We start from the raw sequence: 16,415 nt of genomic DNA on the forward strand, positions 1-16,415 counted from the left end.
CCGTGTATAGTTATCTTTCTCTGGTCTAGTATCTTTTGCTTCATAGTGTTTTATGCGCCCGGTTGACGCTATCCTTCGCGAAGGCTTAACATATGGGCTATACAACAGGGAAGAGGATGGAGCCTATGATTACTGCCGGACTAGATATCGGAACCACATCCATTTCCGGGCTGCTCTATGATCTGGAGATACGCACGATTCTATATAGTATTACGGAAGCACAAGCGAGCCTGCCTTTCAGCCTGAATCAGGAATGGGAGCGGCTGCAGGACCCGGAACTGATTGTGAAGCAGGTGGAACACATACTTGACCGTCTGCTGGCGCAGCAGCCGGAAGTAGCAGGAATTGGCCTAACCGGGCAGATGCATGGGATTGTCTATTTGGATACAAATGGCAGAGCAATAGGTCCGCTGTATACCTGGCAGGATGGACGGGCGGGACAGCACACCGGAAGGACGGGCAGTCCTACCTATGCGCAGCAGCTCAGCAATATTACCGGGTACACTGTAGCTCCCGGCTATGGACTCGCCACCCATTACTATAATGTGTCCGGGCAGCTTGTCCCTGAGCATGCAGTCGGCTTCTGCACGATTGCGGACTATGTTGCGATGAGGCTGGCGAATAGTAATGTGCCGCGGATTGATGCAACGCAGGCGGCGGGGATCGGGGGCTTCAGTCTGAGGACAGGGGATTTCGATAGAAACGCGATTAGTATGGCCGGCATCGATTGTTCGTTATTGCCGCAGCTCGTCCCCTCCGGGACGGCAATCGGTAGCACGGCACAAGGCATTCCCGTATACACTTCGCTCGGAGATAATCAGGCCAGCTTCCTGGGCAGTGTGCCACAGCCCGGGGAATCCCTGCTGCTGAACATCGGCACAGGGAGCCAGCTCTCGGTCTGGGTGCCTGATTGCGCCAACGCTCCTTCCACTATGGAGGTACGCCCGTTCCCAGGCGGCGGGGTGCTGATGGTGGGAGCCGCCCTGAGCGGCGGCAAGTCTTATGCCCTGCTGGAGGGATTCTTCCGGCAGCTGATTACCGCATACACCGGAGAAGCGCCGACAGATGTCTATTCCCTGATGTCCAGACTGCTCAGTGAACAGGTTCCGGGAAGCGGTAGCACAGGACTTACGGTGAACACACAGTTTCTGGGGACGAGGACAGACCCGGAGAACCGCGGCAGTGTGGAAAGAATCACACTGGAGAATTTTACTCCCGGCGGGCTGGCCCATGCTTTTCTGCAAGGGATGGTAGATGAATTGCACAGCTTCCTGCCAGAGCTTGAACAGCAGGGCGCGGGCACATTCAGCCGCCTTATAGGCTCAGGCAATGCGCTGCGGGCGAATCCGGTGCTGTGCGCCAAGGCTGAAGCAGCCTTCGGGCTACCGCTTGAGCTTGGTGAACATGCTGAAGAAGCGGCGGTAGGGGCGGCGCTCTGTGCCGCTGTCGGCGGCGGGGAGATCGCAAGCTTCGGTGATGCAGGGGCTTATCTTAGAGCAGAGTCTGGCTGAGTTAACGGAAAGGGTGCTGTCTCAAAAGTGAATTTTCTATGAGCGGTGACAGCCCCCTTGCAGAAATCGCCGGAAGCCCCGGTAGTTCTTCAGTTCTCGCTTAAACAGCAGAGCGGGCAGAACGATTGTGTACAAGCGAAGCGTTCACCTTTGTGTCCGGATTTTTACCGCTAAGGGGGATGAAAAAAAATCTGGACACAACAGCGATGGGAACGACGTTCTGTTTGCGGAGCTTCCACCCAAGCGCTAACGTAGATTCTCCCCATTCTACCCATCTTCCCTGACACCGTCTGTCAGGGGAGTTTTACTATAATAGGCTATATCAAATAGTGATGGGAGAGTTGCAATTATGCACAACAGACAAGCTTATCTATATGTATTCAATACGATGTTAGACTGGGAATACGGGTATTTAGCCGCATAACTGAACACAGGCCGAATTCTTTTTCAGCTAATGGGCTCGTTAGATCAGGGATAAACAGGAAATATTGTAACATCTATCATTGACAAAAAATATTTTATATGCTATAATTTACATATTAGTAGTTTGTGTTTATAATAAGGTTCTCCTGGCCAGGGGAATCTTATTTTTGCATGGAGGAACCATTAATGAAGCAGAACAAGTCCAGCATGACTGCCTTAGTGGCCGCTTTTGGCCGAGCTTATCACAGTCAATATGACAATCCCAAGATATTCAATGATGATGTGGCGCCGAAGCTGATATCACCGCAGGAATTCGCGGATATCCGCAGGAATATGGTCCAGGGGATTGCTTTTTTCAATCCCGAGATCGCGGAGAGGTACCCGGATGATCCTGAAGCCATCTTGAGATGGATTGTCCAGGTTCAGTTATCCCCCACACCGCTGGCACGTGCTGCCTACTGTGAGGCTATTGTGCTGCATGAGCTGAGTCTCGGGCTGAAACAGTATGTAATTCTTGGCGCGGGGCTGGACAGCTTTGCCTACCGTTATCCTACGCTTATGGAGCGGCTCACGATTTTTGAAGTCGATGCTCCTGCTACCCAGGCATCCAAGCAGCAGAGGCTTAAGGACGCACAGCTTGAGGTTCCGGGCAATCTTCATCTCGTCCCCATGGACTTCACGGGCGAATTCACGTATTCCAGTTTGCTTAATCGGGGATTCGATCCCGAAGCTAAGACCTTGTTCAGCCTGCTGGGGGTATCCTACTACCTTACCAAGGAGGAGAATGCCCGCCTGATTAAGGAGCTGCTCGCAAAAGTTCCCTCAGGTAGCTCTATCGTTCTGGATTATGCAGATGAGTATTTAATGGAAGAGCAGGGTGTGTCCGGCCGGGTGGCCAAAATGGTGCAAATGGCTGCTGCCAGCGGCGAGCCCATGCAATCCTGGTTCAGCTATTCGGAGATAGAGGAGCTGCTGGCCGAGGCCGGGCTGCTGGTCTACGAGCACCTGTCTCCGGTTGAGATCAACGAGAGGTTTTTCAGCGGCCGAAGTGATGCTCTAAGCGCTTTTGAGACGATCCATTATGTTCATGCGGTTAAGCGGTAGCTTCCTCTCCATAAATAAAAGCCTCCACCGCCGCTACAGCGACATTCCGGTCAGGATGGGAATTGTCGATCTGCGCCACCTGAGCAGACGGGAGCGGCCAGGCTACGGTGCGGGGACCTAGAGAAGCGCTAAAGTTCTCCCAATGGGCGAACTTCAAGGTGTCGAGCGCGGAATGCCTGCCTTCAAGTCGTTCACGGAACATGGCTGCATCCGCAAGTCCTACCAGGACTACCTTGACCTCGACTTCCTCCAGTGTGCGCCCGATGCGCGCCAGTTCGCGGCCGATCCACTCCGGATCGGCCGCTTCTTTGGTAAAGGGACCCACCACGTAGATATCGCTGGACAGACCGATATTATCCAGCGCTGCATCCATAGTAATGCGATAACCGAGGTCGCGGCATAGTTTTTTATACTCATCAGAATCTCTGTCGTCAGGGTCAAGCCCATGCATAGTCATGATCGCGGTTGCTGCCGGACGCAGCAGAATGTCCATATCGAACACTGCCGCCGGACGCCGGGCTGCAACAGCCTTGGCTAGTGTGGTTTTGCCCGCCCCTCCGGGTCCGAGGAAAAAAACCAGCTTGTTCATCTGTCTCACTCCTTATCCTACTTGCAAATCCCAGTATAGCAGGCGAATCGTTCAGGGGGAAGGAGCCAAACCGGAGAGGGTGGCCTAGCTATTGTGAGTGAATGACAGCAATCAGCAGCAAATGATATGATAGGTTCACTATACATTGAAGCAGGAAACGAAGCAGATAGAGGGTAAAAGGAGGACTACCATATGATCACCATCCGTCCCATTGAGCGCAGGGATAATGCAGCCATTGAGGGGATTATCAGGGAATGCCTGATTGAATTCGGCGGCAACCGCGAAGGCTTGGCTTGGGCAGATGATAGCCTGCATGACTTATATACCTATTATAATAGCGCGGCAAACCGGGCTTACTGGATTATTGAAGTGGATGGGCAGGTGCTGGGCGGCTGCGGGATTGCGGCTTTTGACGAAGCACAGCAGATCTGTGAATTGCAGAAAATGTACCTGTCCGCAGCCATCCGCGGCCAAGGCGTTGCAGCAAAGCTACTGGATACGGCGCTTGCCTTCGCTAAGCAGCATTACCGCAAGTGTTACCTGGAGACGCTGCTGACGATGCAGGCCGCTGGCCGTTTCTATGTCAAGCACGGATTCGGCCAGATGGATGGACCGCTCGCCGGTTCCGAGCATTATGCGTGTGATGCTTGGTATATTCGAGACTTACCTATCTGATCTCCTGAGGGACTATGGACACTATGAAGAATTCACTTCTATAAACTTAATGGAAAATAAATCCGATAATAAAGGGATGTGTATATCATTTATGGGTATATTTTGAATCCTAATATTGTACATTGGAATCCATTCTGGAGAAGGAAGCAGGGATCATAGTGTCTTCCACTAAGCTAGTATTTAACGAAGATGAAGTCAGGCGCCTGCAGTCGAAGATTGGCCAGGTGAGTCAGGACACCAACCGGTTATATCTTCAATTGAAGGGCCAGTCCAGTAGCTGGGGCGGCATTCCCATGGGCGACCATCTGGTCAGGGCTCAGGTCATGATTAATGAATTAACCGTAGAAGCGGAGAAATTAGAGGATATCATCCGGGTCGCCCTAAGAGGCGTATCGGAGCTGCAGGAAGAGAATAAGCGGCAGGCGGACAAGCTGACAGGCCAATTTAATCTGTTGCTCGCGGCTTTCGGCAGCTTGGGGCTGCAACCAGCCGCCGGACGGGTCTCCATCCCCGAATTTGTGCAGCGAAGTGCGACGAACCTCATCACTTCGATTGCCGCTCTATCGGGAAAAGATGAACTCAGCAGGGACCCGGTGGTGCAGCAGCTCAGGAATGTCATTCAGACCTCAGGCCTGCTGACCGTAGAGAGTATCGCTGCGCAAAGTAAGCTGAACGATATCTTTGCGGCGCGAAATGAGATCGCTAAGGCCCAGATGGCATTCAAGGTGTATCAGGCGTTCGGCAATCAGGCGCAGATGGAGGCTGTCCATTCGCAGGCGGAAGAAGCCCGGCTGAAGCTGGCCTCTCTAGGCGTAGCCAAGATCTACTATGAAGCCGGCAAGGATCTAAGCGCCCATTACAAGCAACCAGCGGTTACTGCCTGTGAGTATGATCCGTCGATTAAGGCGGACAAGGTCCCCTTACTACATAACGAAGAATATTTACTGCTTTTGCGGCTGGCGATGGAGAAGACCGCCGCCGGAGCGTATGCGCGGGACCAGCTTGCAGCCAAGCGGCAGGAAATCCAGCTCGCAGCGGCTCTTAAACAGGTTCAAGAGCAGATTGAAGCGCAGCGGAGATTGAACGGGCCGCCGCTTACCCTGCCGGATGGCACGCCAATTACCGCAGACAACAAGGAAAATGAGACCACGTTGGACTTTTATCAAGCGAAAGTCTATGTGCCGAATGAATATCTCACCCCGATGTACACCAGTTATCTGGGGTGGCTGGATAACACGTACGGCCTCACGAAATGGGAGAGCAAGGTCCGTCAGTCGGGAGATGTAGTGCTGGCTTTTACCGAAGGATTGGTGAAAGAGGTCGTCATGGGCGTGGCGGATACGGCAACCTTTGCCTTCAAGCTAGTTGTGGACCCGGTCAAAACCACCACAGAAATGAAGCAGCAAGCGCAATATCTGATTGACCATCCCGAAGTACTTGTGGAAGCGGCGAAGATGGCATATCATCAGTTTGACGAAGGCACCCCGGAAGAGAAGGCTAGAATGCTGGGCTCGGTTGCGTCGATTCTGGTCCCCGGATTCCAGGTCACCAAAGCAAGCAAAGTGGGGAAAGTCCTAGGCGAGGTAGAAGACACCGTCAGCCAAGCGGCGAAGGATGCCCTGCAAGGGATCAAGCAGAAGCTCCCGAATATGGGTCCGGTGGTGCAGACGCCGGAAGGGTTTGTGTTTAAGATAGGGGAGATCCCCGATACTCCAGCCTTGCCGAAGACGCCGGTGCAGCAGCGGTATATGGATGGGTTGGAGGGTGGGGCAGGGAAGGGTAAACTGACTGAGCCTTCTTTGCCGGCAGGCGGAAAACCTAAAGGGAATTACGGAGAAGGAGATTCTCATGGAATAAAGAAACAAAATGATACAGCCAATCTCTTGGCTGATAATGGCTATGACATTAAGATGTTAGATGAAATCGAGGGTGGAAATGGTCATGGCATTAAGGAAGGGTCGAATCCAGATTTTCTAATTGAAGGTAAGGTGTTCGATTGCTATGCACCCAAACCTGAAGGACAAGTGAAAACTCTAATTAATGAATTAGCAAAAAAGACAAAGGAACAGTCTGCAAGAATTGTTTTGAACTTAGACAACTTTCCAAATGAAAAAGTTACCGAGATTGTTAATACATTATTAAGGAAGGCAAATCCGAATGGAGATTTAAAAAGACTAGAAGAATTAATTCTAGTGAAGGATGGAAAGATTATAAGAGTATTTGGAGGTTAGAAGTGAAATGGACTGTACTTTATTCTTAGTCTCAAATTTGGATCAGGAAACACTTAAAAAAACAATTTATCACATTATGTGCAGTGCAGTTGGAGATAAAGTAACTAGTTACGATAATGTTTCTACTCTTTCCTGTAAGTATTTTACTTTTTTTATTGAAACAGAGGATATTATTGGTGTTGATGATGTAAGAGAAGAGTATGGATTGGGAATAAATACTGAAATCAGGATTCAATTATTTGGGAAATTATTCGAGGAAGGATTAGAAATGTTGTTTAAGATTTTCGGTAGTATTCTAATGGCTTTTAATCCCGACATGGTGTTTGTTGAAAATGGTACAGATCAAATATTCAGAAAAGAAAATGCCACTGTAATCATAAATACAAAATTAGATCAATACCAGAAAAAGTATCTATCAAACAAGATAATTACTTTACTACGAACTCCTTATATTTTTCAGGAATTACCAAACTAACAGCAGGCTATGGAATGTTAATTGATAAACTCCGCTAGGGAAAATGGATATTTCCCCGATAGGACTACATTTGAATCTTAATTTTAATGAAAACCTTGAGTGGCTTCGTGCCTTTCAAGGTTTTCTGTCGGTTATTTTCGCGGCGCAGGGTTAAATCGGAAACCAGGCGCAGATGACGGCTGTTCATGCGAAGGCCGAAGAAGCCCGGCAGAAGCTGGCTTCTCTAGGCGTAGCCAAAATCTACTATGAAGCCGGTAAGGATCTAAGCGTTCATTATAAGCAACCAGCGGTTACTGCCTGTGAGTATGATCCGTCAATTACGGCGGGCAAGGTTCCGTTACTACATAACGAAGAATATTTACTGCTCCTGCGGCTGGCGATGGAGAAAACCGCCGCGGGAGCGTATGCTCGTAGTCAGCTTGCGGCGAAGCGGCAGGAGATTCAGCTTGCAGCCGTTCTTAAGCAGGTGCAAGAGCAGATCGAAGCAGAGCGGCGGTTGAACGCACCTCCGCTCACGCTGCCAGATGGCACGCCAATTACCGCAGACAACAAGGAAAACGAGACCACATTGGACTTTTATCAGGCGAAAGTCTATGTGACGAATGAATATCTCACCCCCATGTACACCAGTTATCTGGGGTGGCTGGATAACACGTACGGCCTCACGAAATGGGAGAGCAAGGTCCGTCAATCGGGAGATGTAGTGCTGGCTTTTACCGAAGGATTGGTGAAAGAGGTCGTCATGGGCGTGGCGGATACGGCAACCTTTGCCTTCAAGCTAGTTGTGGACCCGGTCAAAACCACCACAGAAATGAAGCAGCAAGCGCAATATCTGATTGACCATCCCGAAGTACTGGTGGAAGCGGCGAAGATGGCGTATCATCAGTTTGACGAGGGCACCCCGGAAGAGAAGGCGAGAATGCTGGGCTCGGTTGCATCGATTCTGGTCCCCGGATTCCAGGTCACCAAAGCAGGCAAAGTGGGGAAAGTCCTAGGCGAGGTAGAAGACGCCGTCAGCCAAGCGGCGAAGGATGCCCTGCAAGGGATCAAGCAGAAGCTCCCGAATCTGGGTCCGGTGATGCAGACACCGGAAGGGTTTGTTTTCAAGATAGGAGAGATCCCTGATACTCCAGCCTTGCCGAAGACGCCGGTGCAGCAGCGGTATATGGATGGGTTGGAGGGTGGGGGCGGTAGAGTTGAGGGGACGGACAAAGATAAGATACCTAATAGATTAATTGACAGTCTTTATGAGAGAACGCAAAATATCAGAAATGATATTAATAAAGAAATTCAAAAAATAAGAAATTCTGACGAATACAAGAACCTTTCAAATACACAAAGAAAAAAACTTGATAGGAAACTAGATAATCTAACTTTTGGAAATGCCGCTGTAGCAGATGTGAATATTCCGGGTATTAAGAAAGAGTTTCAAGCACATAGTCAAATTCATTCCTCTGATGGCGTGGGAAGTAATGTTGGAGATTTAAGTTATTCCAAAGTTGATAAATCATTGGAAAGCTATGTCGATGATCAATTTCCACGAATTAATGACACGGAGGCAAAGATTCTTGAGGATATTGCTTCTCAAATAAAAGACCCTAATGTTAAAGGTCAAATAGATTTATTTACTGAACTAGATGCATGTCAAAGTTGCTCAAACTTAATTATGGAATTCAGACGTAAGTTCCCGAATATTCAGTTAAATGTTAATTCTAAAAGTATGAGATGAGGAGTGATAGTATGAACATTATGGGCTATGAAAGGATAAAAGATTCAGTAGTATTCGGCTTTGAGGAATATATAGATGAAGAGGGTTTAAATGTAGCACAGGCTTCAGCGAAAATTTTAGAAGAAGAATGGAGAAGAGTAAACGATAGTTCATTTACTAAAACATTATATTTTATTTCTATAGCCATTGAGAGTTTGAAATATAAAGAAATTGCTGATTTTATATATAACAAATTGGATATTTACCTAAAAAACGCTGTGTTTGAAGAAAACATAGATAAAAATGACATTGAAAAGCTATTGCAAGACATTCTAATTTGTAAAAATCTAATTTATAGTAAAGATGAATATAAAATTAGGGAAACAAGCTTTGCTACTAAGTCAAGAGTAGAATACATCTTAGGTTTGAAGGTTGATTAAAGTTAGTGTTGTACAGTGGTTACTATGAACATAATCTTGTGGGGGCTACCCAGTGCCGAATTAACCTTCATTCAAGCAATAACAGTGGACTCAATTGAAGAATTGAAAGGATGGAAATAAACGCGGGATATTTTATTTCAAATCTTCGGAAATATTTTGATGTCATTTAATCCTGATATGGTGTTTGTGGAAAATGGTACGGATCATTTATTTAGGAAAGAGAATGATAATGTAATCGTAAATATAAACTTGGATCAATACCAGAAAAAGTATCTTTCAAAAAGCTAAACATGGATGTAGATATTTTGAAAAGGTGGGCCAGTTGAAACTCCTCTTTTTACCCCAATTTAATAATTATTTGAGAAGCTTTGGAAAGGTAGACGACAATGGATTATGAATTATTTTTATATTCAACTTATGGTTAACCTTTGACTGTACATGGGATGAAGAAAATGGGGTTGGTGTACGTTTGATCAATGAAGAAGTGGCTAGGGTAGGATACCAAGATGTAGCACTTTAAGTGTTATTGTACTGATATAATGGGCAAGATTCCATTTGGGAAGTGATAAGTATGAATAAGGAAAAACTTTTTCAAATATTAGTAGACCCTAAGGCATCAGATGCGGAAAAAGATGATGCAGTGATTGAGTTGGGAGAAAGCTTTCAAGATGATGAGACGGTAGAGTTTTTAATTAATGTGTCAAACGAAAGCAACTGTGATGAAATGATTGCAGGAAGTTGCGGCGAGTCAATCGGTCAAATTTGGCTTGCGACACAAACCATAAATTATGACATGTTGTCTCAGTTAAAAGGAATTGCCTTACAAGAGGCGCTATCTATAATTAAAGCGTAGCGCCCTGAAGTGGTACAAAACAAATTTGGAATGGTTTCCTCAATAATTATAACTAAAGTACTTTGCCCTAAAGTTCATTTACTTTAGGGCTTTCTTTTTCGGCGGGGGGTTACCCATTACCGAATGAACCAACCATTCAAGGTTCCGTTACTACATAACGAAGAATATTTGCTGCTCCTGCGGCTGGCGATGGAGAAGACCGCCGCAGGAGCGCATGCGCGGGACCAGCTTGCAGCCAAGCGGCAGGAAATCCAGCTCGCAGCGGCTCTTAAACAGGTTCAAGAGCAGATTGAAGCGCAGCGGAGATTGAACGGGCCGCCGCTTACCCTGCCGGATGGCATGCCAATTACCGCAGACAACAAGGAAAATGAGACCACGTTGGACTTTTATGTTAGGAAAGTCCATGTGCCGAGTGAATTTCAGGCTCCGATACAAACTTTGTATAGCGGGTGGCTGGATGAGACTTACGGGCTTACGACAGTGGAGAGCCGAATACGCCAGTCGGGGGATGTGGTGCTGGCGTTTACCGAAGGATTGGTGAAAGAGATCGTCATGGGCGTGGCGGATACGGCTACTTTTGTCTTCAAGCTAGTTGTAGACCCGGTCAAGACTACCACAGAAATGAAGAATCAGGCGAAATATCTGATTGACCATCCAGAAGTGCTGGTGGAAGCGGCGAAGATGGCTTATCATCAGTTTGACGAAGGCACACCCGAAGAGAAAGCTGCGATGCTGGGTTCGGTTGCCTCCATCCTCGTCCCCGGACTACAAATCACCAAAGCAGGTAAAGTCCTAGGCGAGGTAGAAGACATCGTCAGCCAAGCGGCGAAGGATGCCCTGCAAGGGATCAAGCAGAAGCTCCCGGCTATGAGTCCGCTGGGGCAGACGCCGGAAGGGTTTGTTTTCAAGATAGGAGAGATCCCCGATACTCCAGCCTTGCCGAAGACGCCGGTGCAGCAGCGGTATATGGATGGGTTGGAGGGTGGGGGCGGTAGAGTTGAGGGGACGGATAATTCTGATATTATTGTTAAAATAGTTAAGGACGGAAATAAAACAAATTATAAGAATCCTGCTGGGAATGAGCTATCGTGGACTGATCAGCATCCTAGAAGTATTAATAATGATATTGATGCTAAGTTAAACAGTTCAGACCCGGGTAAGGCTACCGAGGCTAAAGTAGCTTCTTTTGTAAGAGAAAATAAGGAATCACAGGGTTTGGACAGCAAGTTAAAAAGGCAGATAATAGTTTAGCTGGTGATTTAGATGTTGTTACTAAAGATGAGATTATTGAAGTTAAAAAATCAATAAAGGCAATAACAGATGTAGAACAGTTTGATAAATATATAAACCCAAATAACGGTAGTTATTTCAATCCCGGTCAGAAGAAAGTTATTTTGTATATTGACAAACTTACATCCAAATGATTTAAAAAAATTACAGGAGATTAAATCTAAGGGCGTTACTATTGTTAATTCCCTGGATGAACTTAAGGAGGCGTTAAAATAAAATGGGTACTTCGGCAGTTATTTTGACAATAAAAGAAGAATATTCACCTGAGAAATTGTTATCAGATACAATAGTCTCAGTATTCCATGCTAATGCAACTCTATATTTTCATAATAATAAAAATTATTCAGATAATGGGGAATTTTCGTATACTACATTGAACATTAATAACAATTCATTTGCAGAGAAAAGTGAACAATCATTTATTTTTTCAGTTCACGCTATTAACAGTCCAAGTATTGATTTTTACTATCATGAAGATTTGGAACTGGATTCTAATTTATCATTATGTCAAGTTGGTCATATTGAAGATATTTATGGTGTTCAAAAATTAATTTTTAATTTTATTTATGAATACCTCAGATTGAATCCTGACAATTACTTTTGGGTTACAGATTATGATTGGGTTTATAGCTGGGGGGACATGAAAAAAATGAAATCTTTACCGTATGATCCGGATTGGTGTTATATAGATCCAAGGTTGATTGATTTACCTTGAAATATTCAGCCACCTAGTAATTTCCCAGATGGTTTGGGGTTTGGCGAGTAAATACAACAAGACGAAGATAAGAAATGCTACTTGATACCAAGGAAATTAGGCATATTAAAGAAATCAATCACGCTAATAACGCTTTTAAGTTCCATAGTACAGGTCAATTGTGGTCAGAATCTGCCATAGTTGATCTTTTTTTATTCTTGGCTAATCTCAATGATCACTTTCATAGAATCAACTATCTTTTCCGTAGAAATAGCTCTTAAAGAGTGCTCTGCATTAAACCTATAATGAGTGTGTATCGCAGTGAGGGGAGGGCGGGAAAGGGATCTCAACAGTTGTAATCGCTATCATTAGAGCGCTGTGAATATCACTGTGTGTCGTTCCACATCAGATTAAGGAGGAATAGAATGCGCAACAAGTATGTTACATGGTCGCTTGTAGTTACGCTGCTTATCTCAACGCTATTCATGGCGGCTGGACCGCTTACCCGTTCGTCGGCAGCGGGCGGACCGAATCTGGTACTTAACAAAACCATTACCGCCAGCGGGCAATCCCAGAATTATACGCCGGATAACGTTAAGGACAGTAATCAGAATACGTATTGGGAGAGCGCAAATGATGCTTTTCCCCAGTGGATTCAGGTCGATCTGGGTACGCTCACCAGTATAGACCAGCTTGTGCTGAAGCTTCCGGTAACCTGGGAGACCCGGACGCAGACGCTGGCTGTTCAGGGAAGTACGAACGGCTCTACCTTCACGGATATCGTTGCTTCGGCCGCATATGTCTTCAACCCTGCGGTAGCGAACAACAGTGTCACGGTGAACTTCAATGCTGCCAGCACTCGTTATGTCCGTCTGCTGTTCAGCGCGAATACTGCATGGCCTGCGGGCCAATTGTCCGAGCTAGAGATCTACGGTGCGAGCAGCGCAACGCCTGCGCCTACTGCCAGCCCGGTTCCAGCCGGTACCTATGAAGCGGAAGACGCTACACTCTCCGGGGGCGCAAAAGTGAACACGGACCATGCCGGATACTCCGGCACAGGCTTTGTGGACAACTATCTGGCCCAAGGTCCGGCTACCACTTTCTCGGTCAATGTGCCTGCGGCGGGTACACGGAACGTTACGCTGAAGTATGCCAATGCAAACGGAAGCGACAAATCGATCAGTATCTACGTGAACGGAGTTAAGCAGCGCCAGGCCACCTTGCCTAACCTGGCGAACTGGGATACCTGGAGTACGAAGGCTGAAGCCCTCCAGCTGAATGCTGGCAGTAACAGCATTGCTTACAAATACGATGCGGGGGATACGGGCAATGTCAATTTGGATCTAATTACGGTAGCAGCTGCAATCATCGCTACGCCCGTACCTTCACCTACAGTAGCTCCAACAGCTGTACCTACAGCAACCCCGGTATCTACTCCGGTCTCTACCGCTACAGCGGTGCCAACTTCTACACCTGCTCCATCTGCTACACCAACACCAGTGCCGACAACCTCCCCAACGCCTACAGTCACACCAACTCCAACGGCGACAGCTTCTCCTGGTGGCAATATTGCGCTTGGTAAAACGATCAGCGCCTCCTCCAGCACGCAGAATTTCGTTGCCGCGAATGCCAACGATAACAACACGACTACTTACTGGGAAGGCAGCGGGAATCCAAGCGGCCTTACGCTCGACCTTGGAGCCAATCATAATATCACTTCCATTGTGCTGAAGCTGAATCCGGCTGCCGAATGGGCAACCCGGACCCAGAATATTCAAGTCCTGGGACACAATCAGAATACGACAACCTTCAGTAGCCTCGTTTCAGCTCAGACCTATACTTTCAGTCCGTCTTCGGGCAACACGGTGACCATTCCCGTGACAGCAACTGTTAAGCGGCTGCAGCTTAATATCACTGCCAACTCCGGTGCGCCAGCCGGACAGATCGCTGAGTTCCAGGTATACGGCACACCGGCAGCGAACCCTGATCTGACGATTACAGGCATGAGCTGGACTCCTGCTTCTCCGGTGGAGACAGGCAGTGTAACTCTGAATGCAGCGGTAAAAAACATTGGCAATGCCGCAGCAGCAGCGACGACTGTCAATTTCTATCTGAACAACGAACTGGCCGGTTCGGCTGCGGTACCAGCCTTGGCCGCAGGTGCTTCAGCTACGGTCTCCTTGAATGCAGGGACGCTAACAGCCGGAACTTATCCGCTGAGTGCCAAGGTAGATGAGGCGGGCCAGATTATTGAGCAGAACGAAAGCAACAACAGCTATACGAATTCTTCGCCGCTGGTGATTGCTCCAGTCTCCAGCTCCGACCTTGTCGGTACGACCTCCTGGTCACCGGGAACACCGGCTGCGGGGAGTAACGTGGCCTTCACTGTCAGTCTCAAAAATCAAGGCAACCTGGCTTCCGCAGGCGGTGCCCATGGAATAACTGTAGCCTTGAAGAATGCCGCAGGCTCCACTGTGCAAACCTACACCGGCTCCTACACCGGCGTAATTGCTGCCGGGGCTTCGGTTCAAGTGTCTCTCCCTGGCACCTGGAGCGCAGTGAACGGAAGTTACACCGTCACTACGACCATTGCAGCAGATGCCAATGAGGTAACAACCAAGCAGGCCAACAACGTGAACACTGTGAATCTGGTAGTGTACGCCTTGCGCGGAGCAAGCGTTCCCTACAGCCGGTATGATACAGAGGATGCAACCCGCGGCGGCTCGGCAGCGCTGAGATCCGCACCGAATTTCGATCAGGCGCTGATTGCCTCCGAAGCTTCGGGACAGAGTTATGTGGCCTTACCGTCTAACGGAGCATTTGCACAGTGGACAGTGAGAGCGGGGCAAGGCGGTGCCGGAGTCACCATGAGATTCACGATGCCGGATTCGGCAGACGGAATGGGTCTTACCGGTGCGCTTGACGTATATGTGAATGGAACCAAGGCCAAGACCATTCCGCTCACCTCCTATTATGCATGGCAATACTTTTCTGGAGATCAGCCGGGAGATGCGCCAAGTGCTGGACGTCCGCTATTCCGGTTCGATGAAGTTCACTGGAAGATGGACACCCCTCTGCAGCCCGGAGACACCATCCGTATTCAGAAGAGTAACGGGGACAGCCTTGAGTATGGCGTAGACTTCCTGGAAATCGAGCCAGTACCGGCGGCAATTGCCCGTCCGGCCAACTCGGTGTCGGTCACCGATTACGGCGCAGTGGCAGGAGACGGACAGGACGACCTGGCCGCCTTCAACAGTGCGGTTACAGCCGCCGTCACCAGCGGAAAATCTCTCTATATTCCGGCTGGAACTTTTAATCTGAGCAGCATGTGGGTCATCGGATCGGTCAGCAATATGATCAACAACTTCACGGTCACCGGTGCAGGCTATTGGCACACCAATCTGCAATTTACAAATCCCAATGCAGCTGGCGGGGGCATTTCCTTCCGTATCCTGGGCAAGCTGGATTTCAGCAATGTCTATATGAACTCGAATCTGCGGTCCCGGTACAACCAGAATGCCATCTATAAAGGCCTGATGGATAACTTCGGCAATAATTCAGTCATTCATAACGTATGGATTGAGCATTTTGAGTGCGGCATGTGGGTAGGGGATTATGCGCGGACGCCGGCGATTTTTGCGAACAATCTGCTTGTAGAGAACAGCCGCATCCGCAACAATCTGGCGGACGGCATCAACTTCTCCCAGGGGACCAGCAATTCTACCGTCCGCAATTCCAATGTGCGCAATAACGGGGACGACGGACTGGCTGTCTGGCCGAGCAATACGTTCGGGGCGCCGGATGGGGTGAATAACACTTTTTCGTACAATACGATTGAGAATAACTGGCGTGCCGGCGCTATCGGCATCTTCGGGGGCAGTGGTCACAAGGCGGATCACAACTACATTATCGACACGGTGGGCGGCTCCGGTATCCGGCTGAATACGACCTTCCCGGGGGCGCATTTCAACAGCAATACGGGGATGATTTTCTCGGATACGACGATTATTAACAGCGGCACCAGCCGTGACTTGTATGACGGGGAGCGCGGCGCGATTGATCTCGAAGCTTCCAGTGATCCGATCAAGAATGTAACCTTCACCAACATTGATATCATCAACACCCAGCGGGATGCGATCCAGTTCGGATACGGTGGCGGCTTCTCGGGTATCGTATTCAACAACATCAACATCAACGGCACAGGTCTCGATGGAGTGACAACGTCCAGATTCTCCGGCGCCCATAAGGGAGCGGCAATCTACACGTATACCGGCAACGGTTCGGCTACCTTCAACAACCTGACGACCAGCAATATTGCATATCCAAGCCTTTATTATATTCAGAGCGGATTTGGGCTGTTGATTCAGTAGCCTAGAGATAGACAGGGAGGGGCCGTGGAGGCTCCTCTTTTTTTGGTTTTAG

General features: G+C 48.3%; 12 protein-coding genes and 1 pseudogene. 12 read left to right on the forward strand and 1 reads right to left on the reverse strand.

Going from position 1 to position 16,415, the window contains the following annotated elements:
* Positions 1-125: 125 nt before the first annotated feature.
* Complete coding sequence (locus J2Z70_RS06145) at positions 126-1,511, forward strand: sedoheptulokinase (protein WP_209870478.1); 1,386 nt, start codon at positions 126-128, stop codon at positions 1,509-1,511.
* 609 nt (positions 1,512-2,120) lie between these two features.
* Positions 2,121-3,038 carry a class I SAM-dependent methyltransferase gene (locus J2Z70_RS06150; RefSeq protein WP_209870480.1) on the forward strand — a complete coding sequence of 306 codons (918 nt, stop codon included), beginning with the start codon at positions 2,121-2,123 and terminating at the stop codon, positions 3,036-3,038.
* Here the strand turns inward: J2Z70_RS06150 and J2Z70_RS06155 are convergent.
* Positions 3,028-3,627 carry an AAA family ATPase gene (locus J2Z70_RS06155; protein WP_209870483.1) on the reverse strand — a complete coding sequence of 200 codons (600 nt, stop codon included), beginning with the start codon at positions 3,625-3,627 and terminating at the stop codon, positions 3,028-3,030. The two genes, J2Z70_RS06150 and J2Z70_RS06155, sit on opposite strands and share 11 nt — an antisense overlap.
* A 192-nt stretch (positions 3,628-3,819) precedes the next feature.
* Here J2Z70_RS06155 and J2Z70_RS06160 point away from each other — a divergent pair, with 192 nt between their 5' ends.
* The 10 genes and pseudogenes from J2Z70_RS06160 (at position 3,820) to J2Z70_RS06200 (ending at position 16,363) form a co-directional block, all read left to right on the forward strand.
* On the forward strand, positions 3,820-4,302 hold the full coding sequence (locus tag J2Z70_RS06160) for a GNAT family N-acetyltransferase (protein WP_245368022.1): 483 nt from the start codon (positions 3,820-3,822) through the stop codon (positions 4,300-4,302).
* Positions 4,303-4,460: 158 nt separating this feature from the next.
* Positions 4,461-6,533 (forward strand): CdiA C-terminal domain-containing protein, encoded by a 2,073-nt coding sequence (locus tag J2Z70_RS33125; protein ID WP_342592991.1) that lies wholly within the window; start codon positions 4,461-4,463, stop codon positions 6,531-6,533.
* Between the two features lie 7 nt (positions 6,534-6,540).
* Positions 6,541-7,008 (forward strand): hypothetical protein, encoded by a 468-nt coding sequence (locus J2Z70_RS06170; RefSeq protein WP_209870484.1) that lies wholly within the window; start codon positions 6,541-6,543, stop codon positions 7,006-7,008.
* A gap of 172 nt (positions 7,009-7,180) precedes the next feature.
* The gene (locus J2Z70_RS06175) at positions 7,181-8,737 is read left to right on the forward strand and encodes a deaminase domain-containing protein (RefSeq protein ID WP_209870488.1); all 1,557 of its coding nucleotides are present in this window, start codon (positions 7,181-7,183) and stop codon (positions 8,735-8,737) included.
* A gap of 11 nt (positions 8,738-8,748) precedes the next feature.
* On the forward strand, positions 8,749-9,156 hold the full coding sequence (locus J2Z70_RS06180) for a hypothetical protein (protein WP_209870491.1): 408 nt from the start codon (positions 8,749-8,751) through the stop codon (positions 9,154-9,156).
* A gap of 421 nt (positions 9,157-9,577) precedes the next feature.
* Positions 9,578-9,676, forward strand: a pseudogene (locus tag J2Z70_RS33130) (DUF6985 domain-containing protein); the annotation flags it as partial.
* A 51-nt stretch (positions 9,677-9,727) separates the two neighbouring features.
* On the forward strand, positions 9,728-10,009 hold the full coding sequence (locus J2Z70_RS06185; protein WP_209870493.1) for a hypothetical protein: 282 nt from the start codon (positions 9,728-9,730) through the stop codon (positions 10,007-10,009).
* Between the two features lie 123 nt (positions 10,010-10,132).
* On the forward strand, positions 10,133-11,260 hold the full coding sequence (locus tag J2Z70_RS06190; protein ID WP_209870496.1) for a hypothetical protein: 1,128 nt from the start codon (positions 10,133-10,135) through the stop codon (positions 11,258-11,260).
* A gap of 256 nt (positions 11,261-11,516) precedes the next feature.
* Positions 11,517-12,014, forward strand: a complete 498-nt coding sequence (locus J2Z70_RS06195) for a hypothetical protein (RefSeq protein WP_209870498.1) — start codon at positions 11,517-11,519, stop codon at positions 12,012-12,014.
* Between the two features lie 404 nt (positions 12,015-12,418).
* A complete protein-coding gene (locus J2Z70_RS06200) occupies positions 12,419-16,363 on the forward strand; it encodes a discoidin domain-containing protein (RefSeq protein WP_209870500.1) in 3,945 nt (1,314 codons plus the stop codon).
* Positions 16,364-16,415: the final 52 nt, after the last annotated feature.

It is taken from the genome of Paenibacillus silagei (assembly GCF_017874735.1).
In the GTDB taxonomy this organism is placed as follows: Bacteria; Bacillota; Bacilli; order Paenibacillales; family Paenibacillaceae; genus Paenibacillus_AQ; species Paenibacillus_AQ silagei.

Bases quoted from the DNA above. Each gene is read 5' to 3' on its own strand.
- J2Z70_RS06155 (WP_209870483.1), bottom strand. From the start codon at position 3,627: ATGAACAAGCTGGTTTTTTTCCTCGGACCCGGAGGGGCGGGCAAAACC.
- J2Z70_RS06145 (WP_209870478.1), top strand. From the start codon at position 126: ATGATTACTGCCGGACTAGATATCGGAACCACATCCATTTCCGGGCTG.
- J2Z70_RS06195 (WP_209870498.1), top strand. From the start codon at position 11,517: ATGGGTACTTCGGCAGTTATTTTGACAATAAAAGAAGAATATTCACCT.
- J2Z70_RS06170 (WP_209870484.1), top strand. From the start codon at position 6,541: ATGGACTGTACTTTATTCTTAGTCTCAAATTTGGATCAGGAAACACTT.
- J2Z70_RS06200 (WP_209870500.1), top strand. From the start codon at position 12,419: ATGCGCAACAAGTATGTTACATGGTCGCTTGTAGTTACGCTGCTTATC.
- J2Z70_RS06180 (WP_209870491.1), top strand. From the start codon at position 8,749: ATGAACATTATGGGCTATGAAAGGATAAAAGATTCAGTAGTATTCGGC.
- J2Z70_RS06185 (WP_209870493.1), top strand. From the start codon at position 9,728: ATGAATAAGGAAAAACTTTTTCAAATATTAGTAGACCCTAAGGCATCA.
- J2Z70_RS06150 (WP_209870480.1), top strand. From the start codon at position 2,121: ATGAAGCAGAACAAGTCCAGCATGACTGCCTTAGTGGCCGCTTTTGGC.
- J2Z70_RS06190 (WP_209870496.1), top strand. From the start codon at position 10,133: ATGAACCAACCATTCAAGGTTCCGTTACTACATAACGAAGAATATTTG.
- J2Z70_RS06175 (WP_209870488.1), top strand. From the start codon at position 7,181: ATGACGGCTGTTCATGCGAAGGCCGAAGAAGCCCGGCAGAAGCTGGCT.
- J2Z70_RS06160 (WP_245368022.1), top strand. From the start codon at position 3,820: ATGATCACCATCCGTCCCATTGAGCGCAGGGATAATGCAGCCATTGAG.